At 69.4% G+C, this 20,044-nt stretch carries 22 protein-coding genes; 10 read left to right on the forward strand and 12 right to left on the reverse strand.

Annotation, left to right across the window (positions count from 1 at the left end; genetic code table 11):
• Positions 1-9 precede the first annotated feature (9 nt).
• Entirely contained in the window at positions 10-2,187 is a 2,178-nt protein-coding gene (locus tag DK459_RS13570) for a TonB-dependent siderophore receptor (protein ID WP_199234287.1), read from the forward strand.
• A 1-nt stretch (position 2,188) separates the two neighbouring features.
• On the opposite strand, the gene DK459_RS13575 is transcribed toward DK459_RS13570, so the two are convergent.
• The 3 genes from DK459_RS13575 to DK459_RS13585 form a co-directional block, all read right to left on the reverse strand.
• Positions 2,189-3,286, reverse strand: coding sequence for a DUF748 domain-containing protein (locus DK459_RS13575; RefSeq protein ID WP_110134809.1), 1,098 nt, complete (start codon positions 3,284-3,286; stop codon positions 2,189-2,191).
• A gap of 282 nt (positions 3,287-3,568) precedes the next feature.
• Complete coding sequence (locus DK459_RS13580) at positions 3,569-3,751, reverse strand: hypothetical protein (RefSeq protein ID WP_026384924.1); 183 nt, start codon at positions 3,749-3,751, stop codon at positions 3,569-3,571.
• Positions 3,752-3,927: 176 nt separating this feature from the next.
• Positions 3,928-4,833 (reverse strand): EAL domain-containing protein, encoded by a 906-nt coding sequence (locus tag DK459_RS13585; protein WP_020927598.1) that lies wholly within the window; start codon positions 4,831-4,833, stop codon positions 3,928-3,930.
• A gap of 355 nt (positions 4,834-5,188) precedes the next feature.
• Here DK459_RS13585 and DK459_RS13590 point away from each other — a divergent pair, with 355 nt between their 5' ends.
• Together DK459_RS13590 and DK459_RS13595 are read left to right on the forward strand one after the other, a co-directional pair.
• Positions 5,189-7,300, forward strand: a complete 2,112-nt coding sequence (locus DK459_RS13590; protein WP_045953143.1) for an FUSC family protein — start codon at positions 5,189-5,191, stop codon at positions 7,298-7,300.
• 127 nt (positions 7,301-7,427) lie between these two features.
• On the forward strand, positions 7,428-8,264 hold the full coding sequence (locus tag DK459_RS13595) for a universal stress protein (RefSeq protein ID WP_006386350.1): 837 nt from the start codon (positions 7,428-7,430) through the stop codon (positions 8,262-8,264).
• 25 nt (positions 8,265-8,289) lie between these two features.
• On the opposite strand, the gene DK459_RS13600 is transcribed toward DK459_RS13595, so the two are convergent.
• Positions 8,290-9,237 carry a 2-hydroxyacid dehydrogenase gene (locus tag DK459_RS13600; RefSeq protein ID WP_020927595.1) on the reverse strand — a complete coding sequence of 316 codons (948 nt, stop codon included), beginning with the start codon at positions 9,235-9,237 and terminating at the stop codon, positions 8,290-8,292.
• Positions 9,238-9,347: 110 nt separating this feature from the next.
• On the opposite strand from DK459_RS13600, the gene DK459_RS13605 reads away from it, so the two are divergent.
• Positions 9,348-10,526: a PepSY domain-containing protein gene (locus tag DK459_RS13605; protein ID WP_053499782.1), complete on the forward strand. Its 1,179-nt coding sequence runs from the start codon at positions 9,348-9,350 to the stop codon at positions 10,524-10,526.
• 102 nt (positions 10,527-10,628) lie between these two features.
• On the opposite strand, the gene DK459_RS13610 is transcribed toward DK459_RS13605, so the two are convergent.
• The 3 genes from DK459_RS13610 to DK459_RS13615 form a co-directional block, all read right to left on the reverse strand.
• Positions 10,629-10,781 (reverse strand): DUF3309 family protein, encoded by a 153-nt coding sequence (locus tag DK459_RS13610; RefSeq protein ID WP_006386347.1) that lies wholly within the window; start codon positions 10,779-10,781, stop codon positions 10,629-10,631.
• Positions 10,782-10,822: 41 nt separating this feature from the next.
• Positions 10,823-10,987 (reverse strand): hypothetical protein, encoded by a 165-nt coding sequence (locus DK459_RS30790; protein WP_165601220.1) that lies wholly within the window; start codon positions 10,985-10,987, stop codon positions 10,823-10,825.
• 77 nt (positions 10,988-11,064) lie between these two features.
• A complete protein-coding gene (locus DK459_RS13615; RefSeq protein WP_110134810.1) occupies positions 11,065-11,619 on the reverse strand; it encodes a type 1 glutamine amidotransferase domain-containing protein in 555 nt (184 codons plus the stop codon).
• Between the two features lie 130 nt (positions 11,620-11,749).
• On the opposite strand from DK459_RS13615, the gene DK459_RS13620 reads away from it, so the two are divergent.
• A complete protein-coding gene (locus DK459_RS13620) occupies positions 11,750-12,781 on the forward strand; it encodes a DNA topoisomerase IB (RefSeq protein ID WP_026383477.1) in 1,032 nt (343 codons plus the stop codon).
• A gap of 21 nt (positions 12,782-12,802) precedes the next feature.
• Here the strand turns inward: DK459_RS13620 and DK459_RS13625 are convergent, their stop codons facing one another.
• Entirely contained in the window at positions 12,803-13,081 is a 279-nt protein-coding gene (locus tag DK459_RS13625) for a hypothetical protein (protein ID WP_024068798.1), read from the reverse strand.
• A 260-nt stretch (positions 13,082-13,341) separates the two neighbouring features.
• Here DK459_RS13625 and DK459_RS13630 point away from each other — a divergent pair, with 260 nt between their 5' ends.
• Entirely contained in the window at positions 13,342-13,680 is a 339-nt protein-coding gene (locus tag DK459_RS13630; RefSeq protein WP_020927590.1) for a YqjD family protein, read from the forward strand.
• A 101-nt stretch (positions 13,681-13,781) separates the two neighbouring features.
• On the forward strand, positions 13,782-14,669 hold the full coding sequence (locus tag DK459_RS13635; RefSeq protein WP_110134811.1) for an SDR family oxidoreductase: 888 nt from the start codon (positions 13,782-13,784) through the stop codon (positions 14,667-14,669).
• Positions 14,670-14,700: 31 nt separating this feature from the next.
• On the opposite strand, the gene DK459_RS13640 is transcribed toward DK459_RS13635, so the two are convergent.
• On the reverse strand, positions 14,701-15,339 hold the full coding sequence (locus DK459_RS13640; RefSeq protein WP_110134812.1) for a DUF4142 domain-containing protein: 639 nt from the start codon (positions 15,337-15,339) through the stop codon (positions 14,701-14,703).
• Positions 15,340-15,366: 27 nt separating this feature from the next.
• Positions 15,367-15,960 (reverse strand): hypothetical protein, encoded by a 594-nt coding sequence (locus DK459_RS13645; RefSeq protein WP_024068795.1) that lies wholly within the window; start codon positions 15,958-15,960, stop codon positions 15,367-15,369.
• A gap of 216 nt (positions 15,961-16,176) precedes the next feature.
• Between DK459_RS13645 and DK459_RS13650 the strand changes: the two genes are divergently transcribed.
• The gene (locus DK459_RS13650) at positions 16,177-16,461 is read left to right on the forward strand and encodes a DUF378 domain-containing protein (protein WP_026383478.1); all 285 of its coding nucleotides are present in this window, start codon (positions 16,177-16,179) and stop codon (positions 16,459-16,461) included.
• A 27-nt stretch (positions 16,462-16,488) separates the two neighbouring features.
• On the opposite strand, the gene DK459_RS13655 is transcribed toward DK459_RS13650, so the two are convergent.
• Positions 16,489-16,767 (reverse strand): hypothetical protein, encoded by a 279-nt coding sequence (locus tag DK459_RS13655; RefSeq protein ID WP_110134813.1) that lies wholly within the window; start codon positions 16,765-16,767, stop codon positions 16,489-16,491.
• A gap of 156 nt (positions 16,768-16,923) precedes the next feature.
• On the opposite strand from DK459_RS13655, the gene DK459_RS13660 reads away from it, so the two are divergent.
• Positions 16,924-17,322, forward strand: coding sequence for a hypothetical protein (locus tag DK459_RS13660; protein ID WP_020927585.1), 399 nt, complete (start codon positions 16,924-16,926; stop codon positions 17,320-17,322).
• A 34-nt stretch (positions 17,323-17,356) separates the two neighbouring features.
• Here DK459_RS13660 and DK459_RS13665 read toward each other — a convergent pair whose 3' ends face one another.
• Positions 17,357-18,727: a sigma-54 dependent transcriptional regulator gene (locus DK459_RS13665; RefSeq protein ID WP_110134814.1), complete on the reverse strand. Its 1,371-nt coding sequence runs from the start codon at positions 18,725-18,727 to the stop codon at positions 17,357-17,359.
• A 177-nt stretch (positions 18,728-18,904) separates the two neighbouring features.
• On the opposite strand from DK459_RS13665, the gene DK459_RS13670 reads away from it, so the two are divergent.
• Positions 18,905-19,843, forward strand: coding sequence for a sigma-54-dependent Fis family transcriptional regulator (locus DK459_RS13670; protein ID WP_102949931.1), 939 nt, complete (start codon positions 18,905-18,907; stop codon positions 19,841-19,843).
• Positions 19,844-20,044 lie beyond the last annotated feature (201 nt).

Raw genomic sequence — 20,044 nt, forward strand, 5'->3', positions numbered from 1 at the left:
AGAAATTCCATGTTCCATTCCCCCGCCAGGACGCCGCGCGTCCTGACACGGCGCCTGGCCGTCTGGGCCACGCTCGCCTGCGCCCCCGTCGCGCAGGCGCAATCCACGCCTCCCTCTTCTTCACCCGCCGCTGCGTCCACGCCGCGCGACGTCGCCACCCTGCCCGCCATCGCCGTGTCCGCCGATGCTCCCGCGCCCACCCTGCTCGAGCCGGCCAGCACGGGCACGCTGCTGGGCCTGCGGCCTTTCGATACCCCGGCCAGCATCGAAATCCTGGACAACGAACAACTGCGCGCGCGCGGCGCGGTCACCGTCACCGATGCCATCACGCAGGCCGCCGGCCTCAGCGCCATGCGCCATCCCGGCAACGGCGGCTCGTCGCTGTCGTCGCGCGGTTTCACCGATTCGAACTCCGTTGCGCAGTTGTACGACGGCGTGCGCCAGTTCGGCGGCGTCGGCCAGACCTTCCTCTACGATCCCTGGGCAGTCGACCGCATCGAAGTCCTGCGCGGCCCGGCCTCGGTGCTGTACGGCGAGGGCGCCATCGGCGGCGTGGTCAACGTGATTCCCAAGAAGCCGACCCGCGGCCCGATCGAGAACGAAATCCAGACCACCGTCGGCACCCACGACACGCAGCGCCTGGGCTTGGGCAGTGGCGGCGCGCTCGATGACAAGTGGTCGTACCGGCTCGACATCAGCGGCAACCATACCGATTCCGGCCTCAGCCTGGGCGACTCGCGCGATTTCGCCGTGACCGCGGCGTTGCGCCTGGACGTCTCGCCCGACCTGAATTTCACGCTGACACAGGCCTACGCCTGGCAGGAGCCGACACGTTACTTCGGCACCCCGCTGATCGACGGCAGGATCGACTACGGCCTGCGGCGCCAGAACTACAACGTGGCCGACAGCAAGATCATCTACCGCGACAACCGCACCGAGCTGAAGGCCGAATGGTCGCCCAACCCGGCAGCCCGCGTGCGCAGCCGCGTCTACTACATCGGCAGCGACCGCGACTATCGCGACGCCGAGAACTACACCTGGCAACCCGCCAGCGGCCTGATCCAGCGCAGCGCGTACACCGATATCCGCCACGACCAGCAGCAGGTCGGCACGGTCACCGACGCCGCCTTCGACGGCCATCTCTTCGGCCTTGCGAACAAAGTGGCGGTCGGATTCGAGCTGAACCACGCCTCGTTCAAGCACACCAACAATTCGCCGTACTCGGGCACCTCGCTGGTGGATCCGTACGATGTCGACCACGGCCGCTTCATCAACCTCGCCGGCACCACGCCGCGCTACCGCAACACCGCCGACCAGTACGCCCTGTTCGCCGAAGACCGGCTGATGCTGACACCCGGCTGGTCGGTGCTGGCGGGCTTGCGCTATGACCACATCGACCTGAAGCGGCGCGACCTGGTGGCCGGCCAGACCGCCTTCGACACCACGTTCAACAATGTCGGCTGGCGCGTCGGCACGGTCTACGACCTGCTGCCCACCCTGTCCGTCTACGGCCAGTATGCCGAAGCCGCCGACCCGGTCGGCAGCCTGTTGTTGCTGTCGCCGGCGAACAAGGACTTCGAGTTGTCCAAGGGACGCCAGGTGGAAGTCGGCCTGAAGCAGACGTTCTGGGACGACAAGGGCCAGTGGACCCTGGCCGCCTACCATATCCGCAAGGATCACCTGGTGAGCCGCGATCCCAATGACCCCGCGTTGCGCATCCAGGTCGGCAAGCAGTCCTCGCGCGGCCTGGAAGCCACGCTGGGGGTCGAACTGACGCCGGCTTGGCGTGTCGACCTGAACGCGGCCGTGCTGCGGGCTCGCTATGACGATTTCAGCGAATCGGTCAACGGCGTCGCCGTGTCGCGCGCCGGCAATGTGCCGACCGACGTGCCGCAACGCGTCACCAACGCCTGGCTCAGCTGGAAATTCGCGCCGCAATGGACCGCCAGCGCAGGCCTGCGCTACGTCGGCAAGCGCTACGCCGACGCCGCCAACCGGCTGGAAATGGCCGGCTATACCACCACCAACCTGGCCCTGCAATGGGAGCCGCGCCGCGACCTGAGCCTGGCGTTGCGGGCATTCAACGTGTTCGATCGACAGTACGCCGAGACGGCCTACTACAACCAGACGCAGTGGCTGCTGGGCGAAGGCCGCCGGGTGGAATTGAGCGCGAACTACCGCTTCTGACTCATTGGGTGAACAGGTCGGAAATCGCGTCGCCCAGGTCTTTCACCGCGCCGGCAACGCCCCCGGCCGCACCTTCGGCCCCCACGCCGATGGCGCGGCCGAAGCCGCGCGCGATCTGCGCGGCGAACCCGCGCGAGGCCGAAAACTTGGGGTTGTCCAGGCTGCCGGAAAGCTTGAATTCCATGCGCAGGACCCCCTTGCGATTTTCCAGCGCCGCCAGCACGGCTTTGCGCGGCAACGAAAACAGCGAACCGTCGCCGCTGAATGCCAGGTCGCGCAACGCCACCACGCCCGACGCCTCCAGTTGGCGCCGGGCGATGGTGGTGCGCATGTCCAGGTCCATCGCGCCGCCGGACAGCGATCCCGCGCCGTTGCCAGCCAGGTATGGCGCGGCGTGACGGACGTCCATGTTGCGCACCGCCACCGTGATGTCGGCATCGCTGCCGCCGAGCGTCAATGTGCCCTTGGCCTGCACCGTGGACGCGCCGCCGCGGTTGTCGCGCACCGCGCCCTGGAACGTGATGTCGCTGCGCTGGTCGTTGGCGGGCAACACCAGCGGTTGCAGGCGCGCCGAGACGTGGTCGAAGGCAATGCGATGCGGCGGCGTGGCAACGGCGGCGTCGATGAAATCCAGCCGGCCTTCCTCCAGGATGACGGCATCGGCCCGCAGCGGCCGCCGGCCCCGCGCCGCAGCGTCGCCGCCGTGACCTTCACGCAGGGCGGCCTGCAACGCCGGCGAAATCTGCATGTCGCCGTCGGCGCCGCGCAGCACCGCAAAATCGAAACCTTGCACGGTGATGCGGCGAAAGACGGCGACCTGCCCCAGCAGCGAGCGCCATTCGGGTTCCGCCACCACCCGCCGCGCGCTGGCTGGCGCCATGCCCGCGGCGCCGGCAATCCTCACGTCCGTCAACACCACCTCGTTGAAGCCCAGCCGCACCTCGCCAACCTGCGCGCGCGGCCCCAGCAGGCCGGCGATGCGCCGCTCCGCCACCCGGGTGCCGACCCAGGCCAGCACGGCCAGCAGCACGGCGGCCGCCAGGAGGATGACGAGGACCTTGCCCAGGAGCGAGCGGCGGCGCGGCGTGGCGGCATTCATGGCGATGGAGTGTCTCGTTCTGTCGATGGCCGCTGCGCGATCGCGCGGCGGCGGGCCTTGGAGCGGCCCTGCCCTGGCACCTTAACGACGGGCCGCGCATGGCGCAAGGCGGATGGCATCACCGGTATGCGTGGACCATCCAGGGCGGCACGGTGCTCGCGGACAAGACGATGCCCGCGCAGTACGGGTTGCGCGGGCATCGTCACGACTCAAGTGCGCCGGTGGGCGCACCGGCCTGTGCCAGGCTTGTTCCGCAAAAGCCGGTATACCCGGTTCAGGGTGTCAACGCTGCGTCTGCGAACGCTGGCCGCCCTGCTGGCCCGGCTGTTGGCCCTGGCCACGGTCCTTGTCCACCTGCTGTCCGCCAGGCTGCTGCTCCTGAGAACGGTCGCGGTGCTGCGGATTTTCCTGGGATTGCTGCTTTTGCTGCTGCTTTTGCTGGTCGGGCTGATTGGGGTTTGCCATCGCAAGTCTCCTGAGAGGCGGAACCATTCCGCCAGGGACTTGCCAGCAACTGGCGTGCCCGGCCCCCCGCCCCTTGCGCCGTCAGCGGCTGTGGGGAATTTTGGCGGCAGTGGGCAGAAAAGGCGGCACGGCGCGCAGGCGCGGGAAAGACCGGACGCGGCGCGACTGCCGCGGCCTTATTGCGTGGTGACGTGCGCCGGCAGGCCGGCCTCGGCGTCCTGCGGATCGAAGGCGTCCAGCCAGGCCGAGGCATAGGTGGCGGGCGCGGCCAGCGGTTCGCCTCGGTCGCGCTGGACACGCAACCGCGTCATCAGGTCATCCAGCGGCATCGGCCGGCCCAGGGCGTAGCCCTGCCCGTAGCGGCAGCCGGCAGCCCGCAGGGCGGGAATGTCGGCAACGTTCTCGACGCCCTCGGCCACCACCCGCCAGCCCATCCGCGTGGCCAGTTCCGCGGCCGTGCGCAGCACCTCGAACGCCACCGCGCTGCGCCGCATCCGGGTGACGAAATACTGGTCGATCTTGACCTCGGACAACGGAATGGCCGACAGCAGTTTCAGGGAGGCATGGCCGGTGCCGAAATCGTCCAGGCTGACCTCGCAACCGGCCTGTTCCAGCTTTTCCAGGGTCGCGCGCAACGCCTCCAGTTCTTTGATGGGCTGGTCTTCGGTCAACTCGACCCGCAGCAGCGAAGCCGGCAGTTCGGCGGCATGGATGCGGCCCAGCAGGAATTCGACCGCGCGCTCGTCCGACAGCGTCGACGCCGGGGCATTGATTGCAATGGGAATCGCCATGCCGGCGCGCCGCATGGTCTGCAACATGTCGATGACGCGCTGCGCGACCCGCTCGAACAGCGTCCTGTCGAGCCCGAGCCGGTTGACGGCGGGCACGAACTCGGCGGGCATCACGATGCCCAGCTTGGGATGCTGCCAGCGCGCCAGCGCCTCGGCCGACACGATGCGGCCGGTCAGCAGGTCGACCTGCGGTTGCAGCAACACCCGCAGGCCGTCTTTGCCTGTAATCATGGCGGCGACTTCCTGGTCGCTCACCACCGAGCTTGTGGAAGCCTCGTCGGTTGGCGTCATGTTCGCTCCTGAAGCACCCCGGAATATGACCTGCGCTGTCCGGGCGCATAACGGGGCGCATTGGACATGAGTATTCACATTCGGCCTGCAGGAATATGCTTTCCGGCTCGTGTACTACCCAGCGTATTCGATCGCCAATGTTTTTTTATGCGATTTTGCGCATTTACTCCAGGCAATTCTGCGCCTGTGCGGCGCCAAAGTCACATATATGTAACCAGTAGTATTCAAGGCGAAGGATTCATGAAAATCGCATTATTCGGACGCTCGAATATTTCTTTGCGATTTCGCCTTGTCGACATGGTAGCGTTGCGCCTTTTCCGCCATTGCGGACTATCGTCCATTCGTGGTTTCCCGCGTGACTACCCTGCTATCCCGTTGGCGCCTTTCGCTGCGCCACGTCCTCTGGCTGGATGCCCTGCAAGCCGCCGCCATCAGCGCCGCGCCCGTGATCCTGGCCGTGCTCGCGCACGAGCCGCGGCTGGGCTGGACCGCCATCGCCGCGTTCTGGGCCTGCTTCGGCGATCCTGGCGGGCCCTTGCGCCAGCGCGCCGGCTCGATGCTGGCGCTGGGCCTGATCGGGGCGTTGTTCTGCTTCCTGGCCAGCGCCAGCGCCGGTCACCTGTGGCTGTTGTTGCCCTTGACCTTCGCCTGCTGCACCTTCGGCGGCCTGCTGCGCGTGCTTGGGCCGGCGGCCGCCATTGTCGGCACCCTGCTGTCGGCCGGCTTCGTGGTGGCGGCTGAATTGCCCGCGCCCACGCTTGCCGCCAGCCTGTCGTACACCTTGTTCTTCGTGGCCGGCGCGCTGTGGGCAATCCTGATGACCGCGCTGGTGTGGCGCCGCCGTCCCTGGAAGGACGCGACCCACGCGGTCGCGCACTGTTATCGCGGCCTGGCCGATTTCGCCGACGCGCTGGCCCGCATGTATTCGGGCCTGGCGCCGGCCGCCGGTCCGCAAGCCTGGAGCGCGGTCACCCGGCCCCAGCGCAGCGCACTGCGGGCCGCGCTGGAAGCGGCGCGCGTGCGCATCCGCGAGGTGCAGGATGCGCGCCCGTCGCGGCGCACCCGCGCCCAGCAATTGTTCTATCTGCTCGACAGCGCCGAAGACAGCTTCATCGCCCTGGTGGCCGCCGCCGACCTGCTGGAGTCGAACGCGCCGCGCTGGCTCGGCCGCGCCGCCGGCGCCCACCTGTCGCACGCCTTCCATCGCTACGCCAGCGTCGCCAACGCCATCGCCAGCACCTCGGACGTCGGCGACGCGCGCCAGGCCGAATGCCTGCGCGAACGGCTGGCCCACTTCGGCGCCGGCCTGCACGAGCTGCGTGGAGCCGCCATGGCCCATGCCCCCGACCTGGCGACCATGGTGCCGGTCCTGGACCGCCTGCAACAGACCGCCCAGTCGATCGCGCAGGCGCTGTTCGAGCGGGACGGGGCCCCGGTCGCGCCCGCGCCGGCGGCGCGCGCGGCCACGCCGGCCCGGCTGGCGTGGCGCAGCCTGCGGCAGAACCTGCGTTTCGAGTCCGACGCGTTTCGTCATGCCTTGCGCGTGGGCATCGGCGCCACCATCGCGGTGGCGCTGTCCAGGACCTTCGAGGTCAATCACGGCTATTGGATGTCGCTGACGCTGGTGTTCATCCTGCAACCCTATTTCGCCGGCACCTGGCGCCGCACGCTCGAACGGGTGATCGGCAGCGTGGCCGGCGCCATCGGCGCGTCGCTGCTGGGACTGCTGCTAAGCACGCCGCTGTCGGTGGCATTGGCGGTGCTGCCGATCGCGCTCGGCACCTTCGCCGCGCGCACTGTCCACTATGCCTTGTTCACGTTCTTCCTGACCTCGCAGTTCGTGCTGGTCAGCCACATCCAGCAACCGGACATCTACGAACCGATGCTGGCGGCGCTGCGGGCCTTCAACAGTGTCCTGGGCGGGGTGCTGGCGCTGCTGGTCGGTTTCCTGGTATGGCCCGAAAAGGAACCCCGCCAACTGGCGGGCGCGCTCAGCCGCGCGCTGGAACACCATGCCGCCTACGCGCTGGCGCTGATCCGCGCCAAGAGCGGCGCCGGGGCGGCCGGCGACATTGTGGGCCTGCGCCGCCAGGCCTGCCTGTCGGCGGACAACGCCGAGGCGTCCTTGCAGCGGCTGCAACAGAATCCCGTGCATCGCGACCGCAAGGTGGATACCGCCGTCAATCTGTTGAACGCGATGCGCCGGGTGACCGCGGCCGGCACGGTGCTGGAGATCCAGCCGCCGCTGCCCCCGGACAGCCCTGCCGCGCCGGCCCTGCGCGACTACGGCCTGGCGCTGGCGCATGCGCTGCATCCGCAGGAACCCGAACCGGCCGTCGCCATCCGCCAGCTGGCCTTGCCCGCCGCGGTGGCCGCGGCCGCGCCCACATTGGCCGGGCCGCTCGAACGCATCGCGCAGCAGGCGCGCCAGGTGCGGCAACTGCGCGACCGGGTGCAGCAGGCCTGATCCCGGCGCCGCCGCGCCCGCGGGTTGCGGCAACGCTTGCAAACTGCGGACCGGTTGACGCCCATCAAGGGCGTTGGCGCGGGAACGCGCAACGATGGAGGCCTACCGCACTCAAAAGGAGGCCGCCATGTACCGCCGCATTTCCGTCCACCTGGACCACGGATTCGATTGCCCCCGCCGCACCGCGGTGGCCCTGGCCCTGGCCAGGCGCCACAAGGCCGAATTGGTCGGCATCTACGCCAGTTCCGCGCCCCTGCAGTATTACTACGGTGAATCCGTGATGATGTCGCGGACCCTCGATGTGATGCGTGACCTGCAGGCGCAGAATCGCGGCGCGGTGCAGAACGCCTTCCTCGAAGCCGCCGCCGCGGCCGACGTGCCGGCCGTGGTGCGCGCCGGCGCCAGTTCGCCCAGCGCCAGCGTGGCGCTGCTTGGCCGCACCAGCGATCTGCTGGTCGTCAGCCAGCAGAACCGCGAGGACATCGAGGCCGCGCACGAAAACGAATTCGTCGAGCAAACGCTGCTGGCCGCCGGCCGGCCGGTGCTGGTGGTGCCGTCCAGCGGCGACTTCCCCGTGATCGGCGATCGCGTCCTGTATTGCTGGGACGGCAGCCGCGAGGCCGCGCGGGCGCTGGCCGATGCCGCGCCGCTGCTGCGCCTGGCCGCGCATCTGGTGGTGCTGACCATGGACGAAGGCGCCGCCACCCGCAAGGAGGAAGCGGTGCCGTTCGAGGACCTGGCCACCTATTGCATCGCCCAGGGCATGCCGGCTCCGGATCACGCGCGCCGCGACATCAAGGGCGTGGGCGTGGGCGGCACCATCCTGAACGCGGCGGCCGACTACAGCGCCGACCTGGTCGTCATGGGCGCCTACGGCCACAGCAAATTCCGCGAATGGGCGATGGGCGGCGCCACCGCGTCGATCCTCAAGAGCATGACCGTGCCGATCATGTTCTCGCATTGATCCCGGGCCGCGCGCCCGCGCCGCGTCAGCCGCGAGGCGGGGGCACCGGCGTCAGCACGGCCTGGCCGGCGAAATGCGCGCCGGCATTTTCCAGGAACAGGGCCACCGTCGCCGACACCGCCTCGGGCGAACGTCCGGCGCTGTGCGGCGTCAACACCACGTTGTCCAGCGCCAGCAGCGCCGGCGGCACCACCGGCTCGCCTTCCACCACGTCCAATCCGGCGCCGGCGATACGGCGGCCGGCCAGCGCGGCGATCAGCGCATCGGTATCGACCACGCTACCGCGGGCGATGTTCACCAGATAGCCTTGCGGCCCGAGCGCGTCGAGCACCGCGGCGTCCACCAGGTGGCGCGTTTCGGCGCCGCCGGGCGTGGCGACCACCAGAAAATCGCTGGCCTCGGCCAGCGCCCTCGGGCTGTCGTAGTACGCATAACCGCAATCGGGCCGCGCCCGCCGGCTGTAATACCCCACCGTCATGCCGAAGCCATTGGCGCCGCGCCGGGCGATTTCCAGGCCGATGCTGCCCAGGCCCAGGATGCCCAGGCGCTTGCCCGATACCTGCGGTCCCATGAACCCGCTCCAGTGTCCCTGGCGCACCCAGGCGTCGGCCTGCGGAAGGTGCCGCGCCACGCCCAGCAGCAGGGCCATGGCATGGTCGGCCACCGAGGTGGCGTTGGCGCCGGGACCATGCGTGACCTGCACCCCGCGCGCGCGAGCGGCGGCCAGGTCGATGTTCTCGAAACCGACGCCCAGCGAACAGATCAACGACAGCCGGGGCAGCGCCGCCATCTCGTCGGCGCGAAAGCCGGTGGCCCCGCGGGTCAGCACGACCCGGATCTCGTCCGCATGGTCACGAATGGCGCGGGCGCGTTCCTCTGGCGTGGTGGCGAGGATGCAGCGAAAGCCACGGTCTTCGATCGCGGGCAGAAAATCGTGCACGCTGTCTATCAATATCAACAAGGGGATCTTCATGTCGCTACAGGTGGGAGGCAGTGAAAACTCGATGGCGCCAAAAAGCGCCAGCAGATCTTACGCCTCGGTACAATTGCGCGCCACCCGCCTCCCCCGCCATCGACCGCGCCATGAAAGCCAAGCTCCGAAAATCCCTGCGCACCGCCGTGTCATTCCTGCACCGGTGGACGGGCCTGGTCCTGGGCGTGGTGCTGGTCCTGGCGGGCCTGAGCGGCAGCCTGCTGGCCTTCGATCATGAACTGGATGGATGGTTGAATGCCCGCATGCTGCGCAACACGGCCGGCGCCTGCAACACCGCGCAGCCCCCTTCGGCCGCCGCCGGCGCGGTCCAGCGAGCCTGGCCCGGCGCCGAGATCGGCGCCATCACCCTGCCCCAGGCTGCGGGCGACAGCTATCGAGTGCAATTCAGGCACGACGCGACCGCGGACAACGAGGCGGGCGTGGACGCCTGCTCCGGCCAGTTGCTGGCCAGCCGCAACCGCGATGCGGTCGCGCTGGACCGGGCCCATGTGATGCCATTGCTGCTGCGCTGGCACATGACGCTGTTGCAAGGCAAGACCGGCCGCGAAATCCTGGGTTGGCTGGCGCTGGCATGGCTGGCGCTGTTGGCGGCCGGCATCTATCTGGCGTGGCCCCGGCCCGGGCACTGGCGTCGCTCGGTGACCGTGACGCGCGGCGTCGGCGCCTTTCGCACCAGCTACGAACTGCATCGCGCCGCCGGGCTGATAGCCGCGCTATTCCTGCTGGTGGTGGCGGGCACCGGGTTTTTCCTGGGCCTGCCGCAACTGGGCCGGCAACTGGTCGCCAGCGTGGCCACGGTGCCGGTGGATGCGCGCGCCGCCGTTCTGCCGGCGCTGGGTCCGGCCGAACCGGAGATCGGCTGGGACGGCGCCGCGACCCGGGCGCGCGGCCTGGCGCCGGCCGACGCCACCCTGGTGATGCTGCGGCGCGATCCGGCGCGCGGCGTCTACCAGGCGCGCGTGCGCCGCGCCGATGACTGGCAGCCGGTCGGCACCCTGCGCATGTTCATCGACATGCGCAACGGCGCCCTGGTATCGGCGGCCGACCCCATTTCAGGCACGGCCGCGCAACGCTTCCTGGCGATGATGTTCCCGCTGCACTCAGGCAGCCTCTACGGCTTGCCGACCCGCATCCTGACGGCGGTGCTCGGCCTGCTGCCGCTGCTGTTCTTCGCGACCGGGGTGATCATCTGGATCAGCCGCCGGCGGCTGCAGCATCGCGGCCGGCAGGCGGCGCAGGCGCGCGCACGCGCGGCGCGGCAAGCCTGAGCCGGCCGTCGCGCCGCGCGCACGCCGCACGGCCCGTCCAGGGGCGGGTTGGCGGCGGCCCGCCCCTGCTCCCGCAGGGGCGGACGCGCCCGGGACGCCGCGCTACAGGCGTCCTGTCAGCAGCAGCACGATCAACACAATGAGCACGATCCCCAGCAGGCCGCTGGGGTAATAGCCCCAGCCCCGGCTGTACGGCCACGCGGGCACGGCACCGATGAGAAGGAGGATCAGGACGATCAGCAGAATGGTAGACATGATGGCTCCGTTTGTTCTTGGTTCAAGCGCGGCCCGCGCGCTCAGTGGACCGTGGCGGTCTTGCCCCGGGCGGGCGGCGGTTCAAGCGGCGGCAGGTCGACCTCGGGCTCATCGGTGTCCGGATCGACCGGCAGGTCGCCCGGCGGCGAGCCTGGCGGAATCGGCTCCGGCTTCGGCGGAACGTGCAAATACAGATGGTCTGGCATGGCGCTCTCCTGTAAATACGCTGCGGGTCGCGCGGCCGGGCGGTTCCCGGTCCGCTCCCCTCTGGACACGCTGGCGCTCAGGGGCGCGCCAGCGCAAAAACGCGCAGCAGTTCCCGATTGAATGCGGGGATGTCGTCCGGCTTGCAGCTGCTGATCCAGCGGCCATCCACCACCACTTCCTCATCCACCCATTGCGCACCGGCATTGCGCAGGTCGTCGGCCAGCGACGGCCAGCTGGTCATCTTGCGGTCCTTGACCAGGCCCGCCGAAATCAGCAGCCAGGCGCCATGGCAGATCACCGCCACGGGCTTGCCGGCCTCGTGCAGGGCGCGCACCAGCTCGCGCGCGTCGGGATGCAGGCGGATTTCGTCGGCGTTGACCACGCCGCCCGGCAGCAGCACGGCATCGAACCGATCCGCTTCCGCGCGCGCTTGCGCGAACGTCAGGTCCACCTGGACGCGCTCGCCCTTGTCGTGGTGGCGCATGCCCTGCACGTCGCCGTGCCGCGCCGACACGATGACGGTGCGCGCTCCCTGCGCGCGCAAGGCGTCGCGCGGGTCGGTCAGCTCCACCTCTTCAAATCCGTCCATCACCAGAATGGCGACGTTGAAGTCCTGTAGTGTCTGTGTCATTCAATACTCCCGGTTTGCGGCAAGACATCCCTCAGCAAGCGGCGTGCCCGTTCGCCAGTGACTTGCCGCGGCCCCGCGGCGGGCCGGGCACGCGGCTTGCTCCAGGCCGGCGCCACCTGCAGGAGGGCCCATGGCAAACCGCAGCCCCGCGCCGCCCGAGCGCGGCGCCGATGACGCGCTGGTCTATATGGACGACACCGGGCCCGGCTATTCCCGGGTGCGGGTCAACGGCGCGACCTTCCATTACCTGGATACGCATGGCAGGCGCATCACCCGCGCGGCGGAGTTGGCGCGCATCCGCGCCCTGGCGATCCCGCCGGCGTACGAAGATGTCTGGATCTGCCCATTGCCGCATGGCCATCTGCAGGCGACCGGACGCGATGCGCGTGGCCGCAAGCAATATCGCTACCACCCCGCCTGGGCACGGTTGCGCGACGCCGACAAATACCAGAGCCTGGGCGCGTTCGGCCTGCAGCTGCCCCGCATCCGGCGCCGGGTGCAGCACGACTTGCTGATGCCGGGCCTGCCTCGGGCCAAAGTGATCGCCGCGGTGGTGCGCCTGCTGGACGACACCCTGATCCGCATCGGCACGCGTGAATATGCGCGCGCCAATCGCTCCTACGGCCTGACCACCCTGACGCGACGCCACGCCAGCGTCAGTGGCGACCGCCTGCGCTTCCGATTCCGTGGCAAGAGCGGCGTGGCGCATGACGTGACGGTAAGAGACCGGCGCATCGCCCGGGTGGCCAAGCGCTGCCTGGAGATCCCCGGCCAGCAATTGTTCCAGTACCTGGACGAAACCGGCGAGGCCCATGGCATCGATTCGGAAGCGGTCAATGCCTATCTGAGGGAAGCCGGCGCCGCCGATTTCAGCGCCAAGCACTACCGGACCTGGGCGGGTTCCGTGCTGGCCTTCGCGGCGCTGCAGGCGCGCCCCTGGGTCGATGAACGGCAGGCGCGGCAGGCAGTGGTGGACGTCATCAAGCAAGTATCGCGACGGCTGGCCAATACGCCGGCGGTCTGTCGCGCCTGCTACGTGCATCCATCGATCATCGAAGAATATCTGGCGGGGCGACTGCCGCCGCGCGCCGCCGCGCCCGCGCGGCCGCGCGGCCTGAATGCCGACGAGCGGCGGCTGCTGGCCTTCCTGCGGGACGCCTGAGCGGCCCCTGGCCGGGGTCGCTCAGAGAATCGACGAGCGGGCGTTCTTGGCGCGCGGTTGCGGCTGGGCGTTGTCGGCCCAGTTGGATTCGGTCTGGTCGTCGGCCACCCGGCGGCCGTCGCGGGCGGCTTCGTCCGGGGTGGCCGCGTCAGGCCTGGGGGGCTGGCGCGGCACGTCGACCGGCGACTGCGGCGGCAATACCTTGCCTGAAGCCGCAGCCGCGGCGCCGCTGCGCGCCTGCCGTTCGGCGCGGGGCTTGCCAGGGGATGATGATGGCGTGGAGGTCTTGGATGAAGTCATGCGAAACGCTCCCGATAAATCCGCTATGGTCCGATCCATGCTACGGCATGCGCCACCTGGACAGCATGCGCGCACGGCTCAAATTGCAAGCGGATGTGGCAGGACCCGCAGGAGCGCCGGTTCACGGTAAAACGAACATTCACAACGAGATGCAATGCAAGATCCCTACGGGGCCGATACATGCCAGCCTTTTCTCCATGCGCCGCGCCCGCGACGGAACGCGGCCATGTTTTCGCCAACGCAGACTCCAGGAGCTTCCCATGGCCAACAACCATACCCCCGCGCCCTCGGACTTTCCCGAGAACGGCCCCGACGACCGCGGCGCGCGCCGCCGCCGTCACCCCGAAAGCTGGATCGACGATCTCGAGGCCACCCTCAGCGACGCCTCGGCCACCGACCTGGAGGCCCTGAAGGCGCGGCTGGCCGAGCAGTTGCGCGATACCCGCCACAGCCTGCGCAACGCCTCCGACAGCGCCCAGGACATGGTGCGCGAGACCATCGACTGCACCGAGCAGTACATCCATGCGCGTCCCTGGCAGGCGATCGGCCTGGTGGCCGGCGCGGCATTCCTGTTCGGCGTGGTGGTGGGCCGCCAGTAAGGCAGGCGGGTCGCCCGCGCGCGCCGGCGGCGCGCGCGGGCATGGCAGTTGCTCGGGATGGCCCGAGGGCGCACCGGCGCCCGCCATCCAGGGAGATCCGCATGACGCAATCCGACGACGCCGCGCCTGGCTCGCGACCCCATCCGACGCCGCCCATGCCGGCCCAGCACCTGCCCAAGCCTGGCGAAGAAGCGCGCATGGCGCTGCGGCCTCAGTATCTGGCGCCCGGCTACCAGGGCAGCGGCAAACTGGCCGGCATGGCGGCCATCGTCACCGGCGGCGATTCGGGCATCGGCCGCGCGGTCAGCGTGCTGTTCGCGCGCGAAGGCGCGGACGTCGCCATCATCTATCTCAACGAACACGAGGACGCCCGCGAAACCGAGCGCGCGGTGCAGGCCGAAGGCCGGCGCTGCCTGCTGATCGCGGGCGACGTGCGCGAATCGGCTTTCTGCGACCGGGCCGTGGAACAGGCGGCGCAAGCCTTTGGCCGGCTCGACGTGCTGGTGAACAACGCCGCGTACCAACAGCACGACGAAGGGCTGTCGGCCATCAGCGACGAAAAGTGGGACAAGACCCTGCGCACCAACATCTACGGCTATTTCTACATGGCGCGCGCGATCCTGCCCCATCTGCGCGCGGGCGCCGCCATCATCAACACCGGCTCGGTCACCGGCCTGCGCGGCAGCGGCGGCCTGCTGGACTACTCCACCAGCAAGGGCGCCATTCATGCATTCACCCGCTCGCTGGCGTCGAACCTGGCCAGCCAGGGCATCCGCGTCAATGCGGTGGCGCCGGGACCGGTCTGGACGCCGTTGAATCCCGCCGACCGCGACGCCGACGAAATCCCGTCTTTCGGCCAGGACACGGAACTGGGCCGGCCGGCCCAGCCCGAGGAAATCTCGCCCGCCTATGTGTTCCTGGCGGCGCCGGCCTGCTCCAGCTACATCACCGGCATCGTGCTTCCCATCACGGGCAGCGCGGGCGACTGAGGCCGCGGCCAGCCTGCGCCTGCGGACTGGCCTATTTCTGTGGCGCCACCGTCTCCGGGGCCACCGAGGCGGGCGCGCTGCGCTCGGCAGGCGACACCGGCGGGGGTTCGCCCTGTCGGGCAGGCGGCGCCGCCGCGTCCGGACGCGCCGCCGGATCCCGCTTGAGCGCGCGCGCCAGCGCAAGCTGGTCGGCCAGCACCGGCTGATGGCGCAGGGCGAAATCACGCACCTGGGCATCGGCGCTTTGCTCGGCCGCGGTGCGATACAGACGCTCGCACTTCTCATGGGCCAGCAGCGCTACCTGCTCGATATAAAGGCTGTCGAACGCTTCTCCGGTCTTGCCGGCCATCGCTTCCAGCGCGCGCTGATCGCCGGGCTCCGCCTTGGCCGGCAGCGTGATCCGCTTCGATCGCGCCAGTTGCCGCAGGCCGGCATCCCGTTCCTGGTAGCTCGAGCGCATCTTCTCGGCGAAGGCCCGCACTTCGGTGCTGGCCGCGCGTTCGCTGGCCAGGCGCGCCGCCTGCAGCTGAAAGGCATCGGCGGCCGCGGCCGCCTGCAGGAAGTGGCTGTCCGCCGGCGACAACTGCGCGGCGCGGGCAGCCAGGGGCGCGACCAGCAGCATGAACAGGCAAGCGGCAAGCAGCGCTTGCAGCAGGGTTCTGTGATTCATCTGCGTCTCCTTGCCGCCATCGGCGGCTCATGGCGCCACCGACGGCGCCTCGACGTGGCGCGGCGGCTTCAGGGGATCGAAGTCCTGCCACTTGCCGTCCTGCCAGCGGCCCTGGGCGCGTTCGATATCGTGCCCTCCCGCCTCGCGCAGTACCCGCCGCGCCAGGGCTTCGCGCTCCGGCGACACGGGCAACGCCAGCATCACCCCAGCCTGTCGCAGGGCCGGATGCGCCTCGGCGGGTTCGGGCGCCGTCCTTGCCGGGCGCCGGCGGTTCTTGCCCGCCACCCGCAACGCGCCGGCCAGGGCGCCGATATAGGCTCCCGCGCCGGCCGCCACGATCACCACCAGCGTCGCGGCGCCCGACCACAGGGCCACCAGGCCGCCGGCCAACGCCAGCAGCAACCCCAGCACCGCGGCGCCCGCCAGCGCGCCCAGGTGCGCGCCGCGGGCATCCGGATCCGCGACGCGATCCCCGCCCAGCGGAAAGCGCGCATGCTCGCCCGCCGTGTTGATGTAGAACGTGTGCAGCTCGTCCTCGGAGAATCCTTCGAGACGCAGGCGCTGCGCCGCCTCGGTCGCCTCGTCGAACGTCTGGAAGCGCGCGGCAACAATCAGGGACATGGCAATCTCCTATCAGCTCCGGCCCGCCATCGGCCATGCCTGCCGGCAGCAATTGGCATGCCCGGCCGGGTGCGCGGCACGCCGCTTGCTGCATCGCCACCGGGGAAAGCGTGGTGGTTGCCGGCCGCGGTTGCGGCGCGCAAGCCATCCCGCGCCGCGAAGCGGCACCACCGCCGGCGGCGCATGACCCGCATGCCGCTGGCATCGGAGTGCGACATGCAAACCTATGGCGACGACGACGATCTCGCTTTTGCCACGAACGGCGACAACGTTGCCGGCAGCGCCCGCGACCGCCACGGCCTGCGGCCGCTGGATTGGACCGCCCTGGTCACGCTGGTGGCCGGCGGCCTGAACTGCGGCCTGATCGCGGCCGTCAACCTGGATGTGTTCGCGCGCATGCTGCCCTGGCCGCTGGCCGGCCGCGTGGCCTACGGCCTGGTCGGCCTGGCCGCGCTGCATTGCGTGGTGTTGCTGTTCCGGCTCGCCGCCGACGAGGCTTGAAGGTCGTCGGCCGTACCCGCGCCGCGCTCACCGCCCCGCGCCGGGCTTGCGGGTGCCGGGATACTGGCCGCCTTCTTCATACTCGGCCCCCTTCGGATGGGGATGCTTGTCCGCGCGGCGAGGAGCCGCCGGCGTATCGCGCCCGGGTTGGTCCGCCCCGAACTGGCCGCTGCGGTGAGCCGCCGCCGTGTCGTCCTGCGGCGTGTTGGCTTTGCCGGCGTCGATGTCCCCGGAATGGCGCGCGGCGCCCGTCGCGTCATCCTGGTCGCGGCGGCTGGGCGGCTGGGCGGTGGTGGTTTTGCTCATGGCTATCTCCCGATGTCGCGGATGCCGCGGACGGCACCCTGTCGGGCAGTTGCGCTGCAAGTGGCGTGCCTGGGCGGCGGCGGGCACGCCGCTTGCTCACCCGCGCACGGCGGCCCATTTTCCGGCCCGCCCTATTCCCATCCGAAGGAGCCATCCATGAATCTGTCCAAGATCCGCCTGTCCCTGACGCTCATCCCGGCCGCGGCGCTGGGCCTGTCCGCGCTGGCCCTGCCCGCGGCCGCGCAGACCGCCTCGGGCGCCTCCTCCGCCGTGCGCAGCAACGAACAGATCGACAATCAATACAAGATGGACAAGAAACAGTGCGACGCGATGAAGGGCAACCAGAAGGACGTCTGCGAGCAGCAGGCGCAGGCCACTCGCGACAAGGCCAGGGCCGACGCCAAGGCCGGCAAGGAAAAGGCTGAAGCCAATCATGACGCGGCCAAGGCGCGCAACGAGGCCGACTACAAGGTCGGCAAGGAAAAATGCGATGCAATGTCCGGCAATGCCAAGGACACCTGCCTGGCCGACCTGAAGACCCGCCACGGCAAGTGACGGGAAGCGGCGGGATACGAGGCGGAAGGCGGCCTCAGCGCGCGCCTTCCGCCGGCGCCTCGCCGGGCAGCGTGTAGCCTGCCGCCGCATACTCCTCGAGCCGGTTGTAGAGCGTCTTCGGGCTGATGCCCAGCACGGCCGCCGCCTGCTTCTTGACGCCCTTGCAGCGCTCGAGCGTGGCCAGGATCAGGCGGCGGTCCGCTTCCGCCAACGTCTTCCCGACCGGCACGCTGACCTGCCCGCCTGCCACGTCACCGCTGGGCGACACCTGCGGCGCCAGCAGGTCGGCATCGAGTTCGTCGCCTTCCGCCATGATGAAGGCGCGGCGCACGAAGTTCTTCAATTCGCGCACATTGCCGGGCCATTCGTATTGCGACAGCGCCGCCGCGGCACGCGCCGAAAACGCCTTGGAGCGGCCGGTCTCCTCGTTCTGCGTCTGCAGGAAGCGATCGGCCAGCAACAGGATGTCCTCGCCGCGCTCGCGCAGCGGCGGCAGTTCCAGGGGGAATACGTTCAGGCGGTAATACAGGTCCTCGCGCAGCTTGCCTTCCTGTACCGCCTGTTCGGGGTTGCGATTGGTGGCGGCGACGATGCGGATATCGCAACCGATTTCGCGGTTGGTGCCGACCCGCATGAACTGGCCGGTTTCAAGCACCCGCAACAGCTTGACCTGCAGGTCGAGCGGCATCTCCGTGACTTCGTCCAGAAACAGCGTGCCGCCATCGGCGCGCTCGAAATACCCCTTGTGCTGGCGGTCCGCGCCGGTGAAGCTGCCGCGCTCGTGGCCGAACATCTCGCTTTCGATCAGGTGCGGCGAAATCGCGCCGCAGTTGACCGCGATGAACGGCCGCTGGCGCCGCGTGCTCAATTCGTGGATGGCATGGGCGGCCAGTTCCTTGCCCGTGCCGCTCTCGCCGACCAGCAACACCGTGACGCCGGTGGGCGCGACCCGGCCGATCTGGCGATACAGCTCGCGCATCGGGACCGAGCTGCCGTACATCTTGCCGAAACGGCCGGGCGCCTCGAACGGCGTGCCCGGCAGTTCGCGGCCGGTATTGGACATGATGCGCGCCAGGATGCCGTTCAGCCGCTCCATGCAGATCGGCTTGACGAGATAGTCGGTGGCGCCGAGCCGCAGGGCCTGGACGGCATTGTCGACGGTGCCGTGCCCCGTCATCACCACGACCTCGGCGCTGGCCACCGCCACATTCTTGAAGATGTCCATGCCGCTGCCGCCAGGCAGGCGCACGTCGGTCAGCACCAGATCGGGCGCCTGGCGCTCGAGCTGGATCAGCGCGTCCTTGACACTGGCGGCCAGCGCCACCGTGAACCCGCTGTCGCGACCGAGTTCGGCCAGGGTTTCACGAATGGCATCGTCGTCATCGACGATCAGCAGGTGTGGCATGGCGTCTCCTGTAACCTGGGGCCCGGGCAATGGCGCCTGGCGCCGCTGCGGCCACGTTCGAGCATAGCGAAGCTGCGGCGGCGTGACGTAAATATTCGATACGATCCACTAAAGTTTTCGATTACTTGCAACTGGTCGCATCGCTGGCGCGTAGCGCCCACTACCATGGATGGCATCATGAACGTTTCCGGCCTGTCCCCCGTGATGCAGAAGCTGGCCACCCAGGTACGCCTGGCGGCCGAAACTGACGCCAGCGTCTTCATCGTCGGTGAAAGCGGCGCCGGCAAGGAAGTGGTGGCGCGCGCCATCCACGAAGCCAGCGAGCGCCGCGACCATCCCTTCATCGCCGTCAACTGCGGCGCCATCAGCGGTTCGCTGGCGCATGCCGAATTGTTCGGCCACGAAAAAGGCAGTTTCACCGGCGCCGTGGCGCAGAACGCCGGCTACTTCGAATCGGCCAGCGGCGGCACCCTGTTCCTGGATGAAGTGACCGAAATGCCGCCCGACATGCAGGTGCATTTCCTGCGCGTCCTGGAAACCGGCACTTACCAGCGCGTGGGCGGCACCGACCTGCTGCGGGCCAATGCGCGCATCCTGTGCGCGAGCAATCGCGATCCGGCGGCCTCGGTGGCTGACGGCCGCCTGCGGCAGGACTTCCTGCACCGGCTGCTGGTGATCCCCTTGCGCGTGCCCCCGCTGCGCGAGCGCGAGGGCGATGCGGTGACGCTGGCACGACACTTCCTGGATGAACTGAACGCCCGCCATGGCACCGGCAAGACATTTTCGCCACGGATGCTGCAGGCCATCGGCCGGCACGAATGGCCGGGCAATGTGCGCGAGCTGCGCAACGCCGTGCAGCGCGCCTACATCCTGTGCGACGAGGAACTGGACGCGGAATTGCCGCGCGCGCGCGCCGCGCCCCACGCCGAGTTCAAGGACGGCGCCCTGAGCTTCCCGGTGGGCACCGCCCTGGGCAACGCGCAGCGCGACTTCATTCTCGCCACCCTGGCCCATCACGGCGGCGACAAACGCCTGACGGCCGAAACCCTGGGTGTCAGCCTGAAGACGCTGTACAACCGCTTGGACGTCTACGAAAAGGATGTGGGCGGCGCCTGAGCGGCGGACCGGCGCGCGCGGCGGCGACGGGATCGCTCCGTCCCCCGCCCGGGCGCAATATTTACCGTCTTGTTGTAAACCCGGCCGGCGCCGCAGGCGCCGCAAGCCGCGCTCCCGCCCGCTGGGCGGCTTGGCATGATTATTGCATCGTTCCAGGAATGCGCCGCCCTTCCGGCGGCCCGCGTTGCAGGAGAGTTTCTT

Source organism: Achromobacter sp. RW408, assembly GCF_003184165.1.
GTDB classification, from domain to species: Bacteria; Pseudomonadota; Gammaproteobacteria; order Burkholderiales; family Burkholderiaceae_B; genus Achromobacter; species Achromobacter xylosoxidans.